General features: G+C 67.8%; 21 protein-coding genes and 1 tRNA gene. 11 read left to right on the top strand and 11 right to left on the bottom strand.

Annotated features, from left to right (window positions below):
* Positions 1 to 142 precede the first annotated feature (142 nt).
* Entirely contained in the window at positions 143 to 2,911 is a 2,769-nt protein-coding gene (locus K8P63_RS09185) for a valine--tRNA ligase (protein ID WP_223799498.1), read from the bottom strand.
* A 148-nt stretch (positions 2,912 to 3,059) separates the two neighbouring features.
* Positions 3,060 to 4,268, bottom strand: coding sequence for an LL-diaminopimelate aminotransferase (locus K8P63_RS09180; RefSeq protein ID WP_223799497.1), 1,209 nt, complete (start codon positions 4,266 to 4,268; stop codon positions 3,060 to 3,062).
* Between the two features lie 104 nt (positions 4,269 to 4,372).
* Here K8P63_RS09180 and K8P63_RS09175 point away from each other — a divergent pair, with 104 nt between their 5' ends.
* Entirely contained in the window at positions 4,373 to 6,109 is a 1,737-nt protein-coding gene (locus K8P63_RS09175; RefSeq protein WP_223799496.1) for a PHA/PHB synthase family protein, read from the top strand.
* 39 nt (positions 6,110 to 6,148) lie between these two features.
* The gene (locus tag K8P63_RS09170; protein ID WP_223799495.1) at positions 6,149 to 6,346 is read left to right on the top strand and encodes a KTSC domain-containing protein; all 198 of its coding nucleotides are present in this window, start codon (positions 6,149 to 6,151) and stop codon (positions 6,344 to 6,346) included.
* Positions 6,347 to 6,352: 6 nt separating this feature from the next.
* Here K8P63_RS09170 and K8P63_RS09165 read toward each other — a convergent pair.
* A tRNA-Gly gene (locus tag K8P63_RS09165) sits at positions 6,353 to 6,427 on the bottom strand.
* Positions 6,428 to 6,595: 168 nt separating this feature from the next.
* Between K8P63_RS09165 and K8P63_RS09160 the strand changes: the two genes are divergently transcribed.
* The 3 genes from K8P63_RS09160 to K8P63_RS09150 all read left to right on the top strand — a co-directional run bounded on the left by K8P63_RS09160 (position 6,596) and on the right by K8P63_RS09150 (position 9,369).
* Complete coding sequence (locus K8P63_RS09160) at positions 6,596 to 7,492, top strand: tetratricopeptide repeat protein (protein ID WP_223799793.1); 897 nt, start codon at positions 6,596 to 6,598, stop codon at positions 7,490 to 7,492.
* Positions 7,492 to 8,127: an LON peptidase substrate-binding domain-containing protein gene (locus tag K8P63_RS09155; RefSeq protein WP_223799494.1), complete on the top strand. Its 636-nt coding sequence runs from the start codon at positions 7,492 to 7,494 to the stop codon at positions 8,125 to 8,127. Before K8P63_RS09160 ends, K8P63_RS09155 begins: the two co-directional genes overlap by 1 nt.
* A gap of 63 nt (positions 8,128 to 8,190) precedes the next feature.
* Entirely contained in the window at positions 8,191 to 9,369 is a 1,179-nt protein-coding gene (locus K8P63_RS09150) for a glycosyltransferase family 4 protein (RefSeq protein WP_223799493.1), read from the top strand.
* Positions 9,370 to 9,475: 106 nt separating this feature from the next.
* On the opposite strand, the gene K8P63_RS09145 is transcribed toward K8P63_RS09150, so the two are convergent.
* The 5 genes from K8P63_RS09145 to hrcA form a co-directional block, all read right to left on the bottom strand.
* Positions 9,476 to 10,294: an inositol monophosphatase family protein gene (locus K8P63_RS09145; protein WP_223799492.1), complete on the bottom strand. Its 819-nt coding sequence runs from the start codon at positions 10,292 to 10,294 to the stop codon at positions 9,476 to 9,478.
* Positions 10,295 to 10,423: 129 nt separating this feature from the next.
* Positions 10,424 to 10,987: an elongation factor P gene (gene efp, locus K8P63_RS09140; protein ID WP_223799491.1), complete on the bottom strand. Its 564-nt coding sequence runs from the start codon at positions 10,985 to 10,987 to the stop codon at positions 10,424 to 10,426.
* 206 nt (positions 10,988 to 11,193) lie between these two features.
* Entirely contained in the window at positions 11,194 to 12,240 is a 1,047-nt protein-coding gene (locus K8P63_RS09135; protein ID WP_223799490.1) for an endonuclease/exonuclease/phosphatase family protein, read from the bottom strand.
* 166 nt (positions 12,241 to 12,406) lie between these two features.
* Positions 12,407 to 12,973, bottom strand: a complete 567-nt coding sequence (gene grpE / locus K8P63_RS09130) for a nucleotide exchange factor GrpE (protein ID WP_223799489.1) — start codon at positions 12,971 to 12,973, stop codon at positions 12,407 to 12,409.
* Positions 12,970 to 14,001 (bottom strand): heat-inducible transcriptional repressor HrcA, encoded by a 1,032-nt coding sequence (gene hrcA, locus K8P63_RS09125; RefSeq protein WP_223799488.1) that lies wholly within the window; start codon positions 13,999 to 14,001, stop codon positions 12,970 to 12,972. The genes grpE and hrcA overlap by 4 nt, the downstream gene beginning before the upstream one ends.
* A gap of 98 nt (positions 14,002 to 14,099) precedes the next feature.
* On the opposite strand from hrcA, the gene rph reads away from it, so the two are divergent.
* Genes rph through hemW form a run of 3 tightly spaced genes read left to right on the top strand, consistent with a single transcriptional unit; the run spans position 14,100 to position 16,584 of the window.
* Complete coding sequence (rph, locus tag K8P63_RS09120) at positions 14,100 to 14,816, top strand: ribonuclease PH (protein WP_223799487.1); 717 nt, start codon at positions 14,100 to 14,102, stop codon at positions 14,814 to 14,816.
* Positions 14,817 to 14,821: 5 nt separating this feature from the next.
* Positions 14,822 to 15,466, top strand: a complete 645-nt coding sequence (rdgB, locus tag K8P63_RS09115; RefSeq protein ID WP_223799792.1) for an RdgB/HAM1 family non-canonical purine NTP pyrophosphatase — start codon at positions 14,822 to 14,824, stop codon at positions 15,464 to 15,466.
* On the top strand, positions 15,451 to 16,584 hold the full coding sequence (hemW, locus tag K8P63_RS09110) for a radical SAM family heme chaperone HemW (RefSeq protein WP_223799486.1): 1,134 nt from the start codon (positions 15,451 to 15,453) through the stop codon (positions 16,582 to 16,584). Before rdgB ends, hemW begins: the two co-directional genes overlap by 16 nt.
* A 4-nt stretch (positions 16,585 to 16,588) precedes the next feature.
* Here hemW and K8P63_RS09105 read toward each other — a convergent pair whose 3' ends face one another.
* Positions 16,589 to 17,782, bottom strand: a complete 1,194-nt coding sequence (locus tag K8P63_RS09105; protein WP_223799485.1) for a penicillin-binding protein activator — start codon at positions 17,780 to 17,782, stop codon at positions 16,589 to 16,591.
* 9 nt (positions 17,783 to 17,791) lie between these two features.
* Between K8P63_RS09105 and rsmI the strand changes: the two genes are divergently transcribed.
* From rsmI to gshB, 3 genes are read left to right on the top strand one after another with little or no spacing between them, the layout of a single operon-like run.
* Positions 17,792 to 18,646 (top strand): 16S rRNA (cytidine(1402)-2'-O)-methyltransferase, encoded by an 855-nt coding sequence (gene rsmI / locus K8P63_RS09100; protein WP_223799484.1) that lies wholly within the window; start codon positions 17,792 to 17,794, stop codon positions 18,644 to 18,646.
* The gene (locus K8P63_RS09095) at positions 18,643 to 18,996 is read left to right on the top strand and encodes a YraN family protein (RefSeq protein ID WP_223799483.1); all 354 of its coding nucleotides are present in this window, start codon (positions 18,643 to 18,645) and stop codon (positions 18,994 to 18,996) included. Before rsmI ends, K8P63_RS09095 begins: the two co-directional genes overlap by 4 nt.
* Before the next feature lie 51 nt (positions 18,997 to 19,047).
* Positions 19,048 to 20,001, top strand: coding sequence for a glutathione synthase (gshB, locus tag K8P63_RS09090; protein WP_223799482.1), 954 nt, complete (start codon positions 19,048 to 19,050; stop codon positions 19,999 to 20,001).
* A 69-nt stretch (positions 20,002 to 20,070) separates the two neighbouring features.
* On the opposite strand, the gene K8P63_RS09085 is transcribed toward gshB, so the two are convergent.
* Both K8P63_RS09085 and hisI read right to left on the bottom strand, forming a co-directional pair.
* Positions 20,071 to 20,715, bottom strand: coding sequence for a PEPxxWA-CTERM sorting domain-containing protein (locus tag K8P63_RS09085; RefSeq protein ID WP_223799481.1), 645 nt, complete (start codon positions 20,713 to 20,715; stop codon positions 20,071 to 20,073).
* 203 nt (positions 20,716 to 20,918) lie between these two features.
* Entirely contained in the window at positions 20,919 to 21,281 is a 363-nt protein-coding gene (gene hisI / locus K8P63_RS09080; RefSeq protein WP_223799480.1) for a phosphoribosyl-AMP cyclohydrolase, read from the bottom strand.
* Positions 21,282 to 21,324 lie beyond the last annotated feature (43 nt).

The raw sequence follows: 21,324 nt of genomic DNA, 5'->3' as shown, positions 1-21,324 counted from the left end.
CAAGCGCCCACGTCACCCCGGACTTGTTCCGGGGTCCACCGGGCGGCCGGCGAGGCGCGTTCGGAACGAGCGATACGCGCTCGGCCGGCGTGGACCCCGGAACAAGTCCGGGGTGACGCTCAAAACCGGTTGAACCCGCCGCTCACCCCAGCCTTGCGAGCGCAGCGCGCAGCCGCTCCGCCTCGGCGGTCTTGGCGGCGTGGTCCTCGCGCGCCTTGGCGACGGCCTCGGGCTTGGCCTTCTCGACGAATGCCGGGTTGCCGAGCCGGCCGGCGAGCCCCGCCGCCTCCTTCTCCGCCGCCGCTGCCGCCTTGTCGAGGCGCCCACGCTCGGCGGCGAGATCGATCACGCCTTGGAGGGGCAGAACGAACGTCGCTTCGTCCACCACGATCTGTGCCGCCCCGCCCGGCGCGACCTGATCCGCCAGCTCGGCGACGCGGGCGAGCCGCTGGAGCGTTGACAGGTTGCGCGCGAGCCGGCCGGCGGTCGCCACGCCGGCATCGTTCACCGCCAGCGGCAGGCGCGCGCCCGGCGGCACGTTCAGCTCGGTGCGCGCCGAGCGGATCTCGCTGATCAGCCGGATCAACCACTCCACCTCGGCGACCGCGTCCGGATCGATCGCGCGCGCATCGGCCATCGGCCAGTGCGCGACGATGATGTCGTGGTCGCGCTCCGCAAGCTTGTGCCAGAGCTCCTCGGTGATGAACGGCATGAACGGGTGGAGCAGGATCAGGATCTGATCGAGCACCCAGCCCGCCACCGCGCGCGTCTCGCCCGCGCCCTCGGCACCTTCGTCCTGCAGGACCGGCTTGATAAGCTCCAGATACCAGTCGCAGAACGTATCCCACACGAAGTGATAGATGGTGTTCGCCATCTCGTCATAACGCAGGTCGGCGATGGCGAGATCGAGCGCCTGGATGGTCTTCACCGCCTCGGCGAGGATCCAGCGATTGACCGCCAGCGTCGCGGCCGGCGGCTCCAGCGTGGTCGATCCGCCGATTCCCTGGCCCTGCGCGAAGCGTGCGGCGTTCCACAGCTTGGTCGCGAAGTTTCGATAGCCCTCGACACGCTTCTCATCGAGCTTGATGTCGCGCCCCTGGCTCTCCATCGCCGCCAGCGTGAAGCGCAGCGCATCGGCGCCATATTTCTCGATCAGGCCGAGCGGGTCGACGGTGTTGCCCTTCGACTTCGACATCTTGGCGCCGTTCGCGTCGCGGACGAGCCCGTGCAGGTAGAGCGTCTTCCAGGGCTTTTCCTTCATGAAATGAAGGCCCTGCATCGCCATGCGCGCATCCCAGAAGAACAGGATGTCGAAGCCCGAGATCAGCACGTCGTTGGGATAATGGCGCGAGAGAAGCGAGTTCCCTTCAGCCCTCTCCCTTGAGGGAGAGGGTTGGGTGAGGGTGTCCGACGCCGACGGGGCGTGCTCGGCTGCGCCTCGCTCCCCCTCACCCAACCCTCTCCCCGCCGGGGAGAGGGCTTGATCGGCGCCATGCTCCGGCCAGCCGAGCGTGCCGAACGGCCACAGCGCCGACGAGAACCACGTGTCGAGCACGTCGCTGTCGCGGGTCAGTCGTTTGTTGCCGGCTTGCGCCTGCGCCGCCGCCTCGTCTTCTGCGACGTAGACCTGGCCGTCCTCGTCATACCATGCCGGGATCTGGTGCCCCCACCACAATTGGCGACTGACGCACCATGGCTGGATATTTTCCAGCCAGTTATACCAGGTCTTCTTCCACGTCTCGGGAACGACGCGGATGTCGCCCGAGCGCACTGCGTCCAGCGCCGGGCCAGCGAGCGTCTGCGCGTCGACATACCATTGGTCGGTCAGCCACGGCTCGATCACTACACCCGAGCGATCGCCATAAGGCGTCTGGATCACGCGATCCTCGACCTTCTCCAGCGCGCCCGCCTCGGCCAGCAGCGCCACGATCGTGTCGCGCGCCTCGAACCGGTCGAGCCCGATCAGGTCGGCGGGGATCAGCCCGTCGGCGGTCTGCGCCACCTTCGCATCGGCATCGAGCATGTTGAGCATGTCCGCAGGCTTGATCCCGGCGCGAACACCCACTTCGAAGTCGTTGAAATCGTGGCCTGGTGTGATCTTCACCGCGCCCGAACCGAGCTCCGGATCGGCATGCTCGTCGGCGACGATCGGGATCAGGCGGCCGGTGATCGGCAGGCGGATGCGCTTGCCCACCAATGCAGTGTAGCGCGCATCGTCCGGATGGACCGCGATTGCCATGTCGGCCAGCATCGTCTCGGGCCGCGTGGTCGCGACCGAGATCGTGTCCGAGCCGTCCTCCAACGGATAGGTCAGGTGCCAGAATTGGCCGTGGCGCTCCTTGGTCTCGACCTCAAGGTCCGAGATTGCGGTGCGGAAATGCGGATCCCAATTGACCAGCCGCTTGTCACGATACAGCAGCCCCTGCCGGTAAAGCTCGACAAAGACGTGCGAAACCGCCTTGGAGAAGCCGGCATCCATCGTGAAGCGCTCGTTCGCCCAGTCGCACGATGCGCCGAGGCGGCGGAGTTGGCCGGTGATCGCGCCACCTGACTGCGCCTTCCACTCCCACACATGCTCGATGAAGGCTGCGCGGCTCATATCCTGCCGCTTGACGCCCTGGCTGCCGAGGTTGCGCTCGACCACCATCTGCGTGGCGATGCCGGCGTGATCGGTGCCGACCACCCAGAGGGCATCCTTGCCCTGCAGCCGCGCATGGCGGACGAGGATGTCCTGCAGCGTCACGTCGAGCGCGTGGCCGATGTGGAGCGAGCCCGTGACATTGGGTGGCGGGATGACGATCGTGAACGGCTCGGCCGTCTCACGTGCCGGGCGGAACGCGCCGGTCGTCTCCCAATGCGGATACCAATGCGCCTCGATCTGCGCGGGGTGGAAGGTCTTGTCGATGGTCATGCGCGCGTCCTTAAAGGGGTCGCGCGCATGATGCACCTCCTTACCAAAGGTCATCCCGGACTTGTTCCGGGATCCACCGGGGGGCGGGAGCCGCGCCGTGCGGTCCGGACGCGCCGTGGACCCCGGAACAAGTCCGGGGTGACGATCTTCAGACCGCCTGCGAGGCCGGCACGTTCACGCCCATGCTGACGAGATAGCGCTTCAGATTGCGCGCCGCCTGGCGGATGCGATGCTCGTTCTCGACCAAGGCGATCCGCACATAGCCCTCGCCTTCCTCGCCGAAGCCGGTGCCGGGGGCCACGGCGACATTGGCATGGGTGAGCAGCTGCTTGGAAAATTCGAGGCTGCCGAGGTGGTGCAATGCCGGTGGGATCGGCGCCCATGCGAACATCGACGCGTCGGGCGGCGGAATGTCCCAGCCAGACCGGCCGAAGCTTTCGACCAGCACGTCGCGGCGGCCGCGGTAGAGCTTGCGGTTGGCCTCGACGATATCCTGCGGGCCGTTGATCGCCGCCACCGCCGCCGCCTGGATCGGGGTGAAGGCGCCATAATCGAGGTAGGACTTCACGCGCGTCAGCGCCGAGATCAACGTGCGGTTGCCCACCGCGAAGCCGATCCGCCACCCCGCCATCGAATAGGTCTTGGACATCGAGGTGAACTCGATCGCCACGTCCATCGCCCCCGGCACCTGCAGGATCGACGGCGTCGGCGTGTCGCCGAAATAGATTTCGGCATAAGCGAGATCGCTCAGTACCCAGAGCTTATGCTCCTTGGCAAACGCGACGACCTGCTCGTAGAATTTCAGGTCCGCGACGTAAGCCGTTGGATTGGAAGGATAGCCGATCACCAGCACCGACGGCTTCGGCACGGTATAGGCGATCGCATGTTCCAGCCGGCGGAAGAAATCCGGCCCCGGCGCCGCCGGGATCGATCGGATCGCGGCGCCCGCGATGATGAAGCCGAACGTGTGGATCGGATAGCTCGGGTTCGGCGCGAGCACGACGTCGCCCGGCGCGGTGATCGCCTGCGCAAGGTTGGCGAGCCCCTCCTTCGAGCCGAGCGTGACCACCACTTCCTTGGCGGGATCGAGCTCGACCCCGAAGCGCCGGGCATAATAGCCGGCCTGCGCCTTCTTCAGGCCGGGGATGCCCGACGAGGCGGAATAGCCGTGCGCATTGGGATTGCGCGCTACCTCACACAATTTCTCGATCACGTGCGGCGCGGGCGCACCGTCGGGATTGCCCATCCCGAGGTCGATGATGTCCTCGCCCGCCGCGCGCGCCGCCGCCTTCATCGCGTTCACTTCGGCGAACACGTAAGGGGGCAAACGGCGGATGCGGTAGAAATCCTCGGTCATCATGTCCTCGGTCGGTTCGAAGCCCCTAGCCGTGGCGGCGCGGATCGCCCATCTAGCCGGAGCGGCGCCGCTATAGCGGCTTCGGGCGGCCGGGACGAGAATCAATGGCGGATGAAGCGACCAAGGATACCGACACCCTCCTGAAGGAAATGTCGCACTGGACCGGCATCGCCGGCGAGATGCAGCAGCTGATGATGGAACATGGCGCGTCCGTGTTGCTGAAGATGGGCGACGACACCGCCGCCGGCCTCGCGACGACGCCGCTGCCGAGCACCGACCAGATGCTTGCTGCGCAGAAAGCGTGGTGGCAGGAAACTGCCGCGACGTGGCGCAAAATGATGCCGCTGTCGCCCGAAAGCGCCGCCGCCGCGACGGGCGACCGCCGCTTCGCCGGGGTGGAATGGCGCGAGCCGATCTTCGACATGATCCGGCAGACCTATACGGCGATCGCCGACCAGCTGCTGGCCGGGATCGCACGGGTCGAGGGGCTGGATCCCAAGCAGAAGGAGCAGTTGCTGTTCCTCACGCGCAACTTCGTCGAGGCGATGAGCCCATCCAACTTCGCGCTGACCAACCCGCAGGTGTTCGACAAGATCATCGAGACGGGCGGCCGCAACCTGGTGGTCGGGCTCGAACGGATCCTCGCCGACGTCGGCCGCGGCCAGATCAGCCACACCGCCGCCGACGCGTTCGAGATCGGCCGCAACATCGCCACCACGCCCGGCAAGGTCGTCAAGGAGACCGCGCTCTACCAGCTGATCCATTATGCGCCGACGACGCCGAACGTGAAGGCGACGCCGCTGCTGATCTTCCCGCCATGGATCAACCGCTTCTACATTCTCGACCTGCGGCCCGAGAAGAGCTTCGTGCGCTGGGCGCTCGACCAGGGGCTGTCGGTGTTCATGGTGTCGTGGAAGTCGGCCGACGCCAGCATGGCCGGCACGCTGATGGACGATTACATCCTTGCGGGCGAGCATGACGCGATCGACACGGTGCGCGACCTGCTCAACGTGCCGAGCGTGCATGTGATCGGCTATTGCGTCGCCGGCACCGCGATGGCGATGCTGCTGGCGTGGCTTGCGGCACGCGGCGAGGGCGAGAAGGTGGCGAGCGCGACCTTCTTCACCGCGCAGGTCGATTTCAGCCAGGCGGGCGACCTGTCGCTGTTCGTGGACGACGCCCAGATCGGCCTCATCAACAGCTTCGCCACCGACGGCTTCCTCGACGGGCGTTATCTCGCCGCGACGTTCAACTTGCTGCGCGGGCGCGACCTGATCTGGAACTATGTCGTCAACAATTACCTGCTGGCGAACGATTATGCGCCGTTCGACCTGCTGCATTGGAACAGCGACGTCACCAATCTGCCGGCCGAATGGCACCGGCGCTATCTGTCCGATCTCTACCGCGACAATCTGCTGGTGAAGGCGGGCGGGCTGAGCGTGGCCGAGGTGCCGATCGACCTCTCCCAAGTGCGCACCCCCAGCTACGTCCAGGCCGGCCGTGAGGATCATATCGCGCCGCCGGAAAGCGTGTGGAAGCTGACCCACCATTTCGCCGGCCCGCTGCGCTTCGTGCTGGCGGGCTCGGGCCACATCGCCGGCGTGGTCAATCCGCCCGCCGCCAACAAATACGGCTATTGGACCAACGACGCCAAGGTGCCGACGCTGGCGGAATTCGTCGCCGGTGCGACCGAGCATAAGGGAAGTTGGTGGCCCGACTGGATCAGCTGGATCGATACACTTTCAGGCGATGACGTCGCCGCCGACGGCGCGCGCATCCCCGGCCAGGGCAAGCTGCCCGCGATCGAGGACGCCCCAGGGCGCTACGTGCGCACGCGCTGAGAAGAAGGAGCGCAGTGCGCGGAGGCGCGTTGCCGCTTAATGCCGTCCACCGCGATCCGCGCCACCGCTTATGACGAAGACGATCGCCGGCTCGACGTGACCTTCGTCACCGGACGCCGTTACGCCTATCGCGACGTACCGCCCGAGATATTCGAGGAGCTGGAGAAGGCCCCATCCAAGGGGCGCTACTTCAACGAAGCGATCCGCGATCGCTTTCCGTTCACACGGAAGCGATGACGACGCTGGAGCGGGCGAAGGGATTCGAACCCTCGACCCCGACCTTGGCAAGGTCGTGCTCTACCCCTGAGCTACGCCCGCTCGCGTTGCAACCGGGGTGGACCCCGGGGGTGAGGCGCGCTGATAGCTGCGACCCTGCAAGGCCGCAAGCCCCTTTTCGCATCGACGCGCGGGCTTGTCGCGGCGGCGAAACGGACCACATAATGCCCGACCTTTGTTTTGGAGATGTGACCCTTGGCGACCCTGGGCCTGAGCGCCACCGAGCGCGAGGAGATCGAAGCGTTCAAGCGCGACGTGATCGAGCCGTCGATGGACGCGCTGGTGATCCTCGATTTCTGGGCCGAATGGTGCGGCCCCTGCAAGCAACTCGGCCCGGTGCTGGAGAAGGTCGCTGCGGCCTACGCCAATAAGGGCGTCAAGCTGGTCAAGGTCGACGTCGACCAGCAGAAGCTGATCGCGAGCCAGTTCCGCGTCCGCTCGATCCCGACCGTCTATGCGATCTTCCAGGGCCAGCCCGTCGCCGATCTCACGCCCGCGCGCACGGAGGGCCAGATCACGCAGATGCTGGACCAGATCCTGCGCCAGCTTCCGATCAACGGTGCCGACGACCAATTGCAGGAGGATATCGCCCCGCTGATCGAGATGGGCGAACAGGTGCTGGCCGAGGGCGACGCCGAGCGTGCGCTCTCGATCTTCGGACAGCTCGCCGAAATGGCGCCGGAGGATCCCGCGGTGGTGAGCGGCCATGTGCGCGCTTTGCTCGCCGCTGGTCATGTCGACGAGGCGCAGGCCGTGCTGGACGCTCTGCCCGAGGACAAGGCGAAGGATCCCGCCATCGCGCGGGCGCGCGCAGCGGTGGCGCTGGCGGGCGAGACCGGCCTGGCCGGCGATCTCGCCGCGCTGCGCGTGCGCGTCGCCGCCGATCCGACCGATCAGGACGCGCGCTACGAACTCGCCGGCGCGTTGATGGCGAGCGGCGACCGCGACGGCGCGGCGGACCTATTGCTCGATTCGATCGCGCAGGATCGCGACTGGAACGAGAATGCCGCGCGCAAGCGGCTGCTCACCTTGTTCGAGGCGACCGGGCTCGAGGATCCGTGGGTGGCGGCGCAGCGGCGGCGGCTCTCGGCGATATTGTTCGGCTGATGCTCAAGACCGGCAGCCGATTGTCGATCTTCCCGCTGCCGGGCGCCTTGCTGTTCCCGCGCAGCCATTTGCCGTTGCACATCTTCGAGCCGCGTTATCGGGCGATGGTCAGCGACGCGCTGGCGCGCGATCGCCGCATCGCCATGATTCAGCCGCGGCCTGGCGAGGAGAGCGACCGGCCAGCCTTGTTCGACATCGGCTGCCTCGGCCGCATCGCGCATGTCGAGGCGCTGGAGGACGGCCGCTTCAATCTGGTGCTGGAGGGGCTGAGCCGCTTCCGCACGGTGCGCGAGCTGGATGCTGGCACGCCTTTCCGCCAGATCGAGGCGAGCTTCGACGATTTTGCCGAGGATGCCGACGAGGATCAGCCGGTATTGGCGAGCATCCTGCGCGCCGATCTGGAGAATCATGCCAAGGCGTTCGCGCGGCGGCACGGCTATCAGGTGGATTGGGAAAGCGTCGGCCGGCTGGACGACGAGGCGCTGGTCAACGGCATCGCGCAGATCGCGCCGTTCGACATCGCCGCCAAGCAGGCGTTGCTGGAGGCGCGCGACGTGCCGGATCGCGCCGACCTGCTGGTCCAGTTCCTGCGCTTCTTCGGGCCGCACGATGGCGATGAGGCGACGCTGCAATAGCAGGTGCGATATCGTACTGCGGGCGATGGCGTTTTCCGGGCCGCGCCGCTAACCACCCCGCGCATGGAAGTATCCGATCTTCGCGTCGCCCTGTTCTCGGGCAACTATAATTATGTGCGCGATGGCGCCAACCAGGCGCTCAACCGCCTGACCGGCTATCTGCAGAAGAATGGCGCGCGGGTGCGGATCTACAGCCCCAAGAGCCCGAACCCGGCTTTCCCGTCGATCGGCAAGGTGATCGGCGTGCCCGCCATCCCCTTCCCCGGCCGCGCCGAATATCGCATGCCGCTCGGCATCACGCCCAAGGTGCAGCGCGATCTCAAGGATTTCGGCGCGAACATCTTCCACATCTCGTCGCCCGAATTCCTCGGCCATCGCGCGGTGACGCTGGCGCGTCGCTGGAACGTGCCGGTCGTGGCCTCGGTCCACACCCGGTTCGAGACCTATTTCCGCTATTATAACATGGCCTTCCTCGAGCCCGCGATCGAGGCGGTGATCCGTCGCCTCTATCGCCGCTGCGACGCGATCTTCGCACCGTCCGAGTCGATGGCACAGGTGCTGCGCGAGCAACGCATGAGCTACGACGTCGGCATCTGGTCGCGCGGCGTCGAGACCGACATCTTCAACCCCGCGCGGCGCGATCCGGTGTGGCGGCGCGCACTCGGCATTCGCGACGACGAGCCGGTGATCGCCTTCATCGGCCGCATCGTGATGGAGAAGGGGCTCGACGTCTTCGCCGAATCGATCGACGTGCTGCGGCGGAGCGGCGTGCGCTCGCGCGTGCTGGTGATCGGCGAGGGCCCTGCGCGGCAATGGTTCCAGGGGCGGCTGCCCGACGATGCGATCTTCACCGGCTTCCAGCGCGGCGACGATCTCGCCCGCGCTATCGCCAGTGCCGACATGCTGCTCAACCCGTCGGTGACCGAGACGTTCGGCAACGTCACGTTGGAGGCGATGGCGTGCGGCCTGCCGGTGATCGCGGCGCGCGCGACCGGCAGCCTCAGCCTCGTCGAGGAAGGCGTGACCGGCCGCCTGATCCGTCCCGGCGCGAGCGAGCAGTTCGCGCAGGCGCTGCGCCGTTACTGCGAGGATCCGGGCGCGCGGGCCGAGGCCGGCGCCGCGGGCCGTGCCACAAGCGAGCGTTATTCGTGGGATGCGGTCAACGGCGCGTTGGTCGAAGGCTATCTGCGCATCATCCGCCACCGCGAGGCAGGCGGCATGCCGATCAGCCGGCCACGCTGAACGCCCTCGTCCCAGCGAACGCTGGGATCTCGTTCGGACAGGGCGCGCGCATGCTTCGGGAGATCCCAGCTTTCGCTGGGATGACGGCGGCTTAATTAAAAGCGGTTCACGCCTTGCGCAGCGCCTGCGCGACCAGCTTGTGCAGCTTGGAATGCATGCTGTCGCTGGCGGCCAGATATTCGTTGCGGATCATCGGCTGGTCGCCGCCGCGGAAATCGGTGACGAAGCCACCCGCTTCCTTGACCAGCAGCATGCCCGCCGCCGTATCCCATGGCTTGAGGTTGCTTTCCCAATAAGCGTCGAAGCGCCCGGCGGCCACCCACGCCAGATCGAGCGCGGCGGCGCCGAAGCGGCGAATGCCCGCCACCTGCGGTCCGACATGCGCGAAGATGCGCGTCCACTGCTCGAAATCGCCGTGGCCCATGAACGGGATGCCGGTCGCGACCAATGCCTCCGACAGGTCGCGCCGCGCCGACACGCGCAGGCGCTTGTCGAACAGCCACGCACCCCGGCCCTTTTCCGCCCAGAAGCTTTCGTCGGTGAGCGGCTGGTAGACCAGTCCCTGCGTGATTTCGCCCTGCCCGTTCGGCTTCGGCTCCTCGACCGCGATCGAGATCGCAAAGTGCGGAACGCCGTGGAGGAAGTTGGATGTGCCGTCGAGCGGATCGACGATCCAGCGCGGCTTGGTGGGATCGCCCTCGCGCGCGCCCCCCTCTTCGCCGAGGAAGCCCCAGTCGGGCCGGGCTTTCTTCAGCTCCTCGTAGAGGGTCTCCTCGGCCTGCTGGTCGGCCTGGCTGACGAAGTCGGCCGGACCCTTGCGCGAGACCTGGAGTTGCTGGACCTCGCCAAAATCGCGGCGCAGGCGCGGCGCCGCCTTGCGGGCGGCGCGCTCCATGACGGTGATGAGGCCGGAATGGGCTGCCACTAGAAGCTCCTGATCGCCTCTCCCGACGGAGAGGGCCCGCGCGCAAAGGCGCGCGGAAGGGTAAGGACTATCACGACGAGGGCATATCCCCCGCCTTACGCCCTCCCAAACCGGGAGGGCTCGACAGGATCACTCCGCGCGGCGGACATATTCCTGGCTGTACACGTCGACGACGATGCGCGTGCCCGACGAGATATGCGGCGGCACCATCACGCGCACGCCATTGTCGAGCACGGCCGGCTTGTAGCTGGACGAGGCGGTCTGCCCCTTCACCACCGCGTCGGCCTCGACGATCGTCGCCTCGATCGTGTCGGGCAGCTGCACCGAGATCGGGCGCTCGTCGTAAAGCTCCATCACCACGTCCATGCCGTCCTGCAGGAACGCCGCGGCGTCGCCGAGGATGCCCGCGTCGAGCGTGATCTGGTCGTAGGTCTGCTTGTCCATGAACGTCAGCTGGTCGCCGTCGCGGAACAGGAACTGGAAGTCGGTGGTATCGAGACGGACGCGCTCGACCGTCTCCGCCGAGCGGAAGCGGACATTGTTCTTGCGGCCGTCGATGAGGTTCTTCATCTCGACCTGCATATAGGCCCCGCCCTTGCCGGGCTGGGTATGCTGGATCTTGACGGCGCGCCAGATGCCGCCCTCATATTCGATGATGTTGCCGGGACGAATGTCCACGCCGCTGATTTTCATGATTGTCTCGCGGATGTGAGAAAGAGCCGCGCGCATGTAAGGGGAAAGCGCGGCGAAGGCTAGAGGGATCGCACCCGTTCACCCCCGCTTCCCTCTGTCACCCCGGCAGAAGCATCGCCACCCCAGCGAAAGCTGGGGTCTGCCGCTTCAACGCGCCACCGCACGAGATGCCAGCGTCCGCTGGCATGACGCGGAGAGCGGAGGCGTCAGCGCAGCGCGACGACCCCGCCCGCCGCGGGCCGCGCATCGGCGAGACGATAGAAAGCGGTGTAGCCGATATGGTCGGACAGCATCCGGCCGTTCGCATCGTGCCCGAACGGGGCGTCGATGGCCGCCGGTGCGATCGCCAGTTCCGCGCCCGAGGCATAAGCCTGCCAATCCTTGCCGCGGCGAAAGGCCTTCTTGACCTCCACCGCCTGGCCGAGCGCGCAGCCGCTGTCGGCACCCAGACAGGTGCCGAGCGCGGTGCGCACGACGCCGGCATCGGTCGCGCGCGGCAGGCTCGCCAGCATCGCCTCGAATGCCGCGCGACGCTCCACCGACTTGCCGATATTGGTGTCGCCGGCCAACACATAGGGCGTGCCGGCTGCCAGATTGGCCTTCAGGAACGAACCGATCGTTTCCGACTGGCGCATCCACGCATAGGTGAAGCGATCCGCGGAGACGCCCGATGCCTGCCGCGAATTCATGTGGGTCGCGACGACGGCGACCGGCTGCGCGGCGCCGGGCACCTGCACCATCGCGAGCATGACGCCCTTGTTGGCGAGGCAGTCGTAACCCGCGCAGGCAAAGGTCGGGAATGCCGTGCGCGCGACCGAGACGATCGGGTAATCGGACAGGATGGCGAGCCCGCTGCCCGCCCACTTGCCGATGCCCTCACCCTTCATGAAATTGCCGCGCCGGGCGAATGCGCGGTCGGCATCGCTCTCCGGCTCGTGATTGACGAGATCACGATCGGGTCCGAAGGCGACATAGCGATAGCCTGCCTTGCGCCCGATCGAGCGCTGCGCGCTCCCGAACGCCTCCTGCAGCACGACGACATGCGGCTGCGCGCCATCGGCGCGCATCGCCGCCAGCTGCTCGGCGATCCGGCGCGCGGCGTCGCTGCGCCCGAACCGGACCGGCGTCGGCAGCCCCTCGATATTGTAGGTCATCACCGATAGCGTGTTCGCGTCGGCACGCGCCTCGACCAGCGCCGGCGGCGATGCCTGTGGCAGCGTCTCCTCGGCGCTCACGCCGGTCAGCGCGAACACCAAGGCTGACCCGAGCCCGATCCCTAACACTTTGCCTCGTAACGACCGCATGCTCGTCCCCGATGCCCTGCACCTAGGGAAGAGACGTTACCGTCGGAACAAAGCCTCAGCGGTTGCGTTGCGGCGCGCCGCAGATTCGGCAAGATGATCGACGCAAGCGATGAAATCAGGCCTCGCGATCCACGCGCGGCTGATCGGGCGCCCTTGCGACGGCGACCATCGCCGGGCGGAGCAGCCGATCCTTGATCATGTAGCCCGCCTGCATCTCCTGCACGATCGTGCCAGGGGCCTGATCGCTCGGCATCTCGATCATCGCCTGGTGGCGATTGGGGTCGAGTTTGGCGCCGATCGCCTCGATGCGGGTAATGCCGTTGCGCTGGAAGACATTGTCCAGCTCCTTGCCGGTCATCTCGATGCCGGTGACGAGGCCCTTGGTGCTCTCGCCCTCGCGCAGTTCGGCCGGGATCGCGGCGAGCGCGCGGGCTAGATTGTCGGCGACCGACAGCATGTCGCGTGCGAAGCCGGTGGCGGCATAAGCGCGCGCGTCGGTGGCGTCCTTCTCCAGCCGGCGACGTACATTCTGCGCCTCGGCCTGCGCATAGAGGATCTGCTTCTTCAGATCCTCGATCTCGGCGCGAAGCGCGGTGGCGTCGTCATGCTCGGCCACTTCGGGCGCTGCGGCCGCGGTTTCGTCGCGCAGGTCGGCGTCGGGGGTGGTCGTCTCTTCGGTCATGCCATCCATCTCGTCAGTGTCTGTGCGGTGAATTCCACCATGGGAACCACGCGCGCATAGTTCAATCGCGTCGGCCCGATAACCCCCACCACGCCGACCACCCGGCCGGCGGCATCATGATAGGGCGCGGCGATCACCGACGAGCCCGACAACGCGAACAGCTTGTTCTCCGATCCGATGAAGATCTTCATCGCGCGGGCGCCACGCGCGCTTTCCAGCAGCCGGGCGATCTCCTCCTTGCCCTCGATCTCGTCGAGCAGCTGGCGCACGCGCTCCAGATCGGCGGCGGCGGTCGCGTCGATCAGATTGGCCTGGCCGCGCACGATCATCACCGGACGGTGCGCGCCATCCTCCGACCATAACGCCAGCCCGCGCGCGACCAGCCCGCGCGCTGCCTCGTCGAGCGCGACGCGGCCTTGCGCGATCTCGTCGATCAGCCGCGCCTGCGCCTGCGGCAGGGTGAGCCCCGCCAGCCGGGCGCTGATATAATTGCCCGCTTCGTCGAGCGCGCCGAGCACCACGTCGGCCGGAATATCGACCACGCGATTCTCGACCGAGCCATCGGCACCGACCAGCACCGCCACCGCCTGCCCGCCATTCAGCGGCACGAACGAGAATTGGCGCAGCACCGGCTCGCGGCGCGGCACCAGCACGATGCCGGCGCAGGCCGACAGGCCTGACAGCACCTGGCTGGTCGCGACGAGCGCTTCCTCGATCGGGCCGCGCGCCTGCGCCTCGATCGCGGCGCGCTCGAGATCGGACGGCTCGGTCGCCTGCATCATCGCATCGACGAACAGGCGCAGCCCGCCCTCTGTCGGCATACGCCCGGCCGACGCGTGTGGCGCGGCGAGCAGCCCGCGCTCCTCCAGATCCTGCATCACGTTGCGGATCGATGCGGGCGAGAGGTTGAGGCCGCCCAACTGCGCGATGGTGCGCGATCCCACCGGCATCCCCGAATCGAGATAACCTTCCACCACGAGGCGGAACACCTGGCGCGCGCGGGCCGACAATTCAGCGACGGGTGGCATCCGTGCTTCATGTAAGGGCTTGGGGCGCGCGCCGAAAGCTTTTGCGGTGGCGACCGGGCGGGTCTAAGGCGCGGCTCCACCAGCGAATAAGGATCACCATGCGTCCCAGTGGCCGCGCGCCCGATCAGATGCGCGCCATCAGCGTGCAGCCTGGCTATACCCGCCATGCCGAGGGCTCGTGCCTGATCGGCTTTGGCGACACCAAGGTGCTGGTCACCGCCTCGATCGAAGAGCGCGTGCCGCCGTTCCTGCGCGGCAAGGGCCAGGGCTGGGTCACCGCCGAATATGGCATGCTGCCGCGCGCCACGCACACGCGCGGCCAGCGCGAGGCCGCCAAGGGCAAGCAATCCGGCCGCACGCAGGAAATCCAGCGGCTGATCGGCCGCTCGCTACGGACGGTGGTCGATCTGACCGCGCTCGGCGAACGCCAGATCACGCTCGACTGCGATGTGATCCAGGCCGACGGCGGCACGCGCACCGCCTCGATCTCGGGCGCGTGGGTCGCGCTGCGGCTGGCGGTCGACGGGCTGCTGTCGCAGGGCCTGCTGGCGCAGGATCCGATCAAGTCGCAGGTCGCCGCGGTCTCGTGCGGCATCTACGAGGGCACGCCGGTGCTCGACCTCGATTATGTCGAGGATTCGAACGCGCATGCCGACGCCAATTTCGTGCTCCTGTCCGACGGCAACATCGCCGAGGCGCAAGCGACCGCCGAGGGCGCGACCTATGACGAGGAAGCGCTGCTGCGCCTGCTCCGCCTCGCCCGCATCGGCTGCGGCGAGATCTTCGCCGCGCAGCGGCTGGCGGTGGGCAGGTGACGATCATGCTGGTCGACGACGAGCCGCCCGCGGTGCCGCATCGCCGGCTCCAGCCCGGCACGCTCGTCATCGCCAGCCACAATGAGGGCAAGGTGCGCGAGATCCGCGCCCTGCTCGCCCCCTATGGCATCGAACCGGTCTCGGCGGCGTCGCTCGACATTCCCGAGCCGGTCGAGACCGGCACGACCTTCTTCGCCAATGCCGAGCTGAAGGCGCGTTTCTCGGCCGATCTGGCCGGCATCGTCGCGCTCGCCGACGACAGCGGGCTGTGCGTCGACGCGCTCGGCGGCGATCCGGGCGTTTATACCGCCGATTGGGCCGAGACGCCGAACGGCCGCGACTGGACCATGGCCATGGAGAAGGTCGAGTCGGCGCTGGCGGCGGCCGATCCCGATGCGGGGCGCGACGCGCATTTCGTCAGCGTGCTGTCGCTCTGCTGGCCCGACGGCCATGTCGAGAGCTTCGAGGGGCGCGCCGAGGGTCACCTTGTCTGGCCGCCGCGCGGCACGATCGGCTTCGGCTATGATCCGATGTTCATGCCCAATGGCTACGACCAGACCTTCGCCGAACTCGATCCCGCCGAGAAGAACCGCATCAGCCATCGCGCGGCGGCGTTCGCCAAGCTGGTGGCGGCGTGCCTGGCGCCCTGACCGACGCCGACGGGCTCGCGCTCTACGTCCACTGGCCGTTCTGCGTCTCCAAATGCCCTTATTGCGACTTCAACAGCCACGTCCGCGACGGCGTCGATCAGGCGCGCTGGCGTGACGCGCTGCTGACCGACCTCGCTTATGAGGCCGAGCGCACCAGCGGGCGACGGCTGACCTCGATCTTCTTCGGCGGTGGCACCCCCTCGCTGATGCCGCCCTCCACCGTCGCGGCGCTGATCGCTGCAGCCGAGACGCGCTGGAGCTTCGCGCCCGATATCGAGATCACGCTGGAGGCGAACCCCTCTTCGGTCGAAGCGGCGCGCTTCACCGATCTGGCGGCGGCGGGCGTCAATCGCGTGAGCCTGGGGCTGCAGGCGCTCGACGACGAAGCCCTGCGTTTCCTCGGCCGCGCGCACGACGTGAACGAAGGGCTGGCAGCCCTCGACGTCGCGCAGCGCGCCTTCGACCGGGTGAGCGCCGATCTGATCTATGCGCGGCCCGGCCAGTCGATCGCGGCATGGGAGGCTGAACTCGCCCGCGCGCTCGGCTTCGGCACGGATCACCTGTCGCTCTATCAGCTCACGATCGAGCCGGGCACGCGCTTCGCGACATTGGTGGCACAAGGCAGGCTGGAGACGGTCGATCCCGACGAGGCCGCCACTCTGTTCGAGCTGACGCGCGACGTCACCGCCGCCGCCGGCTTGCCCGCCTACGAAATCTCGAACCACGCGCGCACCGGGCAGGAGAGCCGCCACAATCTCACTTACTGGCGCTACGGCGACTATGTCGGGGTCGGCCCCGGCGCGCATGGCCGGCGCGCGGGCATCGCGACGGTGCGGGCCAAGAAACCCGAGAACTGGCTCGCGCGCATCGACACGGCCGGCAACGGCATCGCCGAGGAAGAAGCCCTCGATGCGGCGACGCGCCCGGTCGAGGCCTTGCTGATGGGGCTACGGCTGGAGGAAGGCGTACCGCTCGCCCGCATCGCCGGCGCCTATGACGACGCGCGGGTGGCGCGACTCGAGCGGCAGGGCCTCGTCGCGCGCGATGCGGAGCGCCTGCGCGTATTGCCGGCCGGCATGCTCCTGCTCGACGCGATCCTGCGCGAGATCGCCGTCTGAGGCGCTAGAAGGCGGTCGGCGCGGGCGACACGACCGTGCCGCCGGCGCCCACCTGATGCACCGCCAGCGCGCGCTCGGCGACGTGGCCGCCGGAAAAACGGAACGCGCCGTCCACGCCGGAGAAGCCGCCCTCGTCCGCCAGTCGATCGACCGGGAACGGCGCGCCCATCTTCCAATCGGACGCGATCCGCGCGGCGAGCAGCACGCCGTCATAACCCAGGCTGGCGAGCCGATAGGGCGTGCGGCCGTCATACCGCGCCTTGTAGCGCGTCGCGAACTGACCGAAGGTCGTGTCGTCGACGCTGGCGAACCATGCACCGGCCATCACCGGCGCGGCATTCAGGCCCGGCTCGGCATTCCACAATTCGGTGCCGAGCAATTTCGCGGCCACGCCGTTCTTGCGCAGCAGCGGCGCCGCCGCGACCGCGATGCGCCCGCTGTCGGCGATCAGCACCGCATCGAACTTCTGCTTGGACAGCGACGTTACCGCATCGGCGATCGATTTCGGGCTGCGGTTGAAGCTCTGCATCGCGACCACGCTCCCGCCGGCCGCCTCGGCCGTGTGGATCAGCGTGCTGGCGGCGCCGCGTCCGTAGACGCCCTGCGGGATCAGCCCGGCGAAGCGGGTGAGCCCCCGGCTCTTGGCATAGCGCACCACCCGATCGATCGACTGGCCCGGCGAGAATCCCAGCAGCCAGACGTCGTCGCCCAGCACCGACGAATCGTTGGAAAAGGCGATCACTGGCACGCCGGCCGCCGCCGCAGTGGGCGCCACCGCACGCACGTCGTCGGCGAGAAGCGGGCCGAGGATCAGGCCGTTGCCCTCCGCCAGCGCCTTCTGCGCGGCGAGCTGTGCGCCCGGCGCGGTATCGTAGGTGGTGATGCGCAACGCCTTGCCGCCGGTATCGACCAAAGCGAGCGAAGCGGCGTCGGCGATCGAGCGCCCGACCGCCGCGGCCGGCCCCGTCAGGGGCACCAGCAGCGCCACGCGATGCCGTTCGACATCGACGGGAAGCCCGGTCTGCGGCGCGGGCGCCGGACCTGCAACGGGCGGCGGCGGCGGGGCGACGGCCCGCTCCGGGCCGCGGCCATGCGGCACCACGGTCGAGCACCCCGCCAGCGCCAGCGCGAGCGCCGCCGTCATGAAGCGCGTCACGATCGTGCGTGAAGATTGCCGCCGGGCACCAGCCTCTGCCATGGTCCGTTTATGTCCTTGTTCCAACCCGAAGAGGGGCGTCTTGCGCCGGGCCTCTACATCGTCGCGACCCCGATCGGCAACTTGTCCGACCTCTCGTCGCGCGCCGCGACGATCCTTGGCCAAGCCGATGCGATCGCGGTGGAGGATAGCCGCGTCACCGCCAAGCTGCTCGCCCACATCGGTACGAAGCGGCAGATGATCCCCTATCACGACCATAATGCCGACCGCGTCCGCCCCGGCTTGATCGCGCGGATGGCGACCGAGGCGATCGCGCTCGTCTCCGACGCGGGCACGCCGCTCATCTCCGATCCGGGCTACAAACTGGTGCGCGAGGCGCGCGAGGCGGGCCATGCGATCGTCACTATCCCCGGCCCGTGCGCTGCAATCGCGGCGCTGACGCTGGCGGGGCTGCCGACCGACCGGTTCCTGTTCATGGGCTTCCTGCCCGCCAAGGCCAAGGCACGCGCCGACACGATCGCCGAGGTGTCGGCGATCCGGGCGACGCTCGTATTCTACGAATCGGGGCCGCGGCTGGGCGCGACCCTCGCCGCGCTGGCGGAGGGGCTCGGCGGACGCGAGGCGGCGGTCGCGCGCGAAATCAGCAAGACCTACGAGGAATGCGTCGCCGATACGCTGCCGGCGCTCGCCGCCCGCTATGCCGACGCGCCGCCCAAGGGCGAGATCGTGGTGGTCGTCGCCCCGCCCGGCGAAGCGCCGCTGGCAGGGGCAGTCGATGCGGACGCGCTGCTCGTCCGCGCGCTGGAGCGGATGCCGGCCGCGAAGGCCGCGAAGGAGGTTTCGCAGGCGACCGGCCTCGCCCGCGCCGATCTGTATGCGCGCGCGCTGGAGCTGAAGGCCCGGTGACCGATCGGCGCAGCGCCGAACGACGCGGGCGCGTGGCCGAGACGGGCGCGGCGTGGTGGCTGCGGCTGAAGGGCTGGCGCATCCTCGCGCGCCGCGTCCGCACGCCGGTGGGCGAGATCGACATCGTCGCGCGGCGATCGGGCCTCGTCGCCTTCGTCGAGGTGAAGAGCCGGGCGACCGACGCCGAGCTCGACTTCGCGATCGACGAACGCCGCCTCGCCCGCGTCGCCGCGGCGGCCGAGCTACTGGCGCCGCGCTTCCTCCAGCCGAACGACGACATGCGGATCGACGTCATCCTGATCGCGCCCGGCCGCCGGCTGCGCCACATCGAGAATGCCTGGATCGGGTGACAGCCGGCGCGCGAGCGCCTATCGGCGCGCTCGACCCCAAAGGAGGACGACATGGCCCTGCGCGTCGCGGTCCAGATGGACCCGATCGAGACGATCAACATCGCCGGCGATTCGACCTTCGCACTGATGCTTTCGGCGCAGGCGCGCGGGCACAGCCTGTTCCATTATGCGGCGGGCGACCTGTCCTATCGCGACGGGCGGCTGACCGCGCCGGCGCGCCCTGTCACCGTCCAGCGCGTCGCGGGCGACCATCACCATTCGGGCGCGCCGATGACGCTCGATCTGGCCGAGGATGTCGATGTGGTGCTGATGCGGCAGGATCCGCCGTTCGACCTCGCCTACATCACCGCCACCCATCTGCTGGAACGCATCCAGCACCGCACCCTGATGGTCAACGATCCGGCGGCGGTGCGCAACGCACCCGAGAAACTGTTCGTGCTCGATTATGCCGAGTTCATGCCGCCGACGCTCATCACGCGCCGGCTGGACGAGGCGCGCGCCTTCCATGCCGAGCATCGCGAGGTGGTGGTGAAGCCGCTTTACGGCAATGCCGGCTCGGCGGTGTTCCATGTCGGCGCGAAGGACGCGAACCTTGCCGCGCTCACCGAATTGTTCGGGCAGGTGTGGCGCGAGCCGTTCATGGTGCAGGCGTTCCTTCCCGACGTGGCGAAGGGCGACAAGCGCATCGTGCTGGTCGACGGCAAGCCGGCGGGCGGGGTCAACCGCCTGCCCAAGGCGGGCGAGATCCGCTCCAACCTCGCCGTCGGCGGCAAGGGCGCGGCGACCGAGCTGACCCCGCGCGAGCTTGAGATCTGCGCGAAGATCGGCCCCGAACTGGCGAGGCGCGGGCTCGTCTTCGTCGGCATCGACGTGATTGCGGGCTACCTGACCGAGATCAACGTCACCTCGCCCACCGGCATCGTCGCGATCGACGCCTTCAACGGCACCGATACGCCCGCGCTGATCTGGGACGCGATCGAGGCGCGGTTCGCCGCGCTTTCATGACGAAAAGGCCGACGGACTCGCGTCCGCCGGCCTCTCCTGTCCAGATCGAAGGGTTCGCCGCCGGAGACGTCAGGCGAAGGTCACGTTCGCCGGACGACGCTGGCGGAGCATGAAGCCCATCAGGCCGAAGCCGACCAGCATCATCGCCCACGTCGCCGCTTCCGGCACCGCGCCCGCGGTAATGTTGATCGTGCTGTTGGCGGTGCCGCCGCCATCGGCGGTAGTGACCGTGTACTTGGCGACCTCGTAGCTGTCGTCGGTGCCGGCCGACGGCGCGCTGACCGAATAGGTCGACCCGAGATTGGTCGTGTCGAACATCGCGTTGGCGAGCTCGATGTCGTTCATGAAGGTCGATTCAGCCACCGAGACCAGGTTGTAGCCGTTGGCGGTGAAGGTGCTCAGCAGGCTCGCCGGCTGTGCGGTCAGGCCCGACTTGACGAGGTAGATCGTCAGCGAGCCGGCCAGATCGGCGCTGGTGTCGAGCGTCTGCGTGAAGAAATCGGCGCCGGTGGCCGAACCGCCGGCCGAAACGCCGATCGAGAAGGCACCATAATTGCCATTGTAGGTGAACAGGTTGGAGTTGGACGCGCCCACATAGGTCACGTTGCCGTTGTTCACGCCGCTCGTCTGCAGGAAAAGCGAGATGGTGGCATCCGCCTGGGAGCTGGCGCCCGCGAGAAGAGCGACGCCGGCGAGATAGGTCCAAACCTTCATAACAACTCCCAAGCTACTGTACACCGGCCATCCGCTGGCCGTGCCGCACTCATGGGCAAGTGTTCGCGCAGTGTCGATATTTAAAGAGCGTTAATACTGCAAAACGCAGCAACTTTTAAAGTAAATATGCCGATTGTGTGAAGGTTATTGGTAAATCACCGGCAGTAACTATCCCATATCGATCGCGAGGACGGGATTGGCACTCAATCGGCGCGGACCAGCGCACCATTCTCGATTCGGCGGTAGAAGCAGCTCGTCGCGCCGGTGTGGCAGGCCGGGCCGGCGGGATCGGCGCGCAGCCACAGCGCGTCCTGATCGCAATCGACGCGCAGTTCGATCACGCGCAGCACATGACCCGACGTCTCGCCCTTGCGCCACAACCGCCCGCGCGAACGCGACCAGAACCACGCCTCGCCGCCGGCGATCGTCCGCTCCAGCGCCTCTTCGTTCATATGCGCCACCATCAGCGGCTCGCCCGTCTGGTGATGCGTCACCACGGCGGTGACGAGCCCGGCCGCATCCCATTTGAGCTGAAGGCGCGTGCCCTGTTCGCGATCGTCGGTCATGGCCGACGCCCCTAGCCGATCACGGTAACCAACGGAATTCGTC

It is taken from the genome of Sphingomonas nostoxanthinifaciens (genome assembly GCF_019930585.1).
GTDB lineage: Bacteria > Pseudomonadota > Alphaproteobacteria > Sphingomonadales > Sphingomonadaceae > Sphingomonas_I > Sphingomonas_I nostoxanthinifaciens.
Note: the sequence above shows the minus strand (reverse complement) of the source record. Positions and strands in the feature narration are given on the sequence as shown.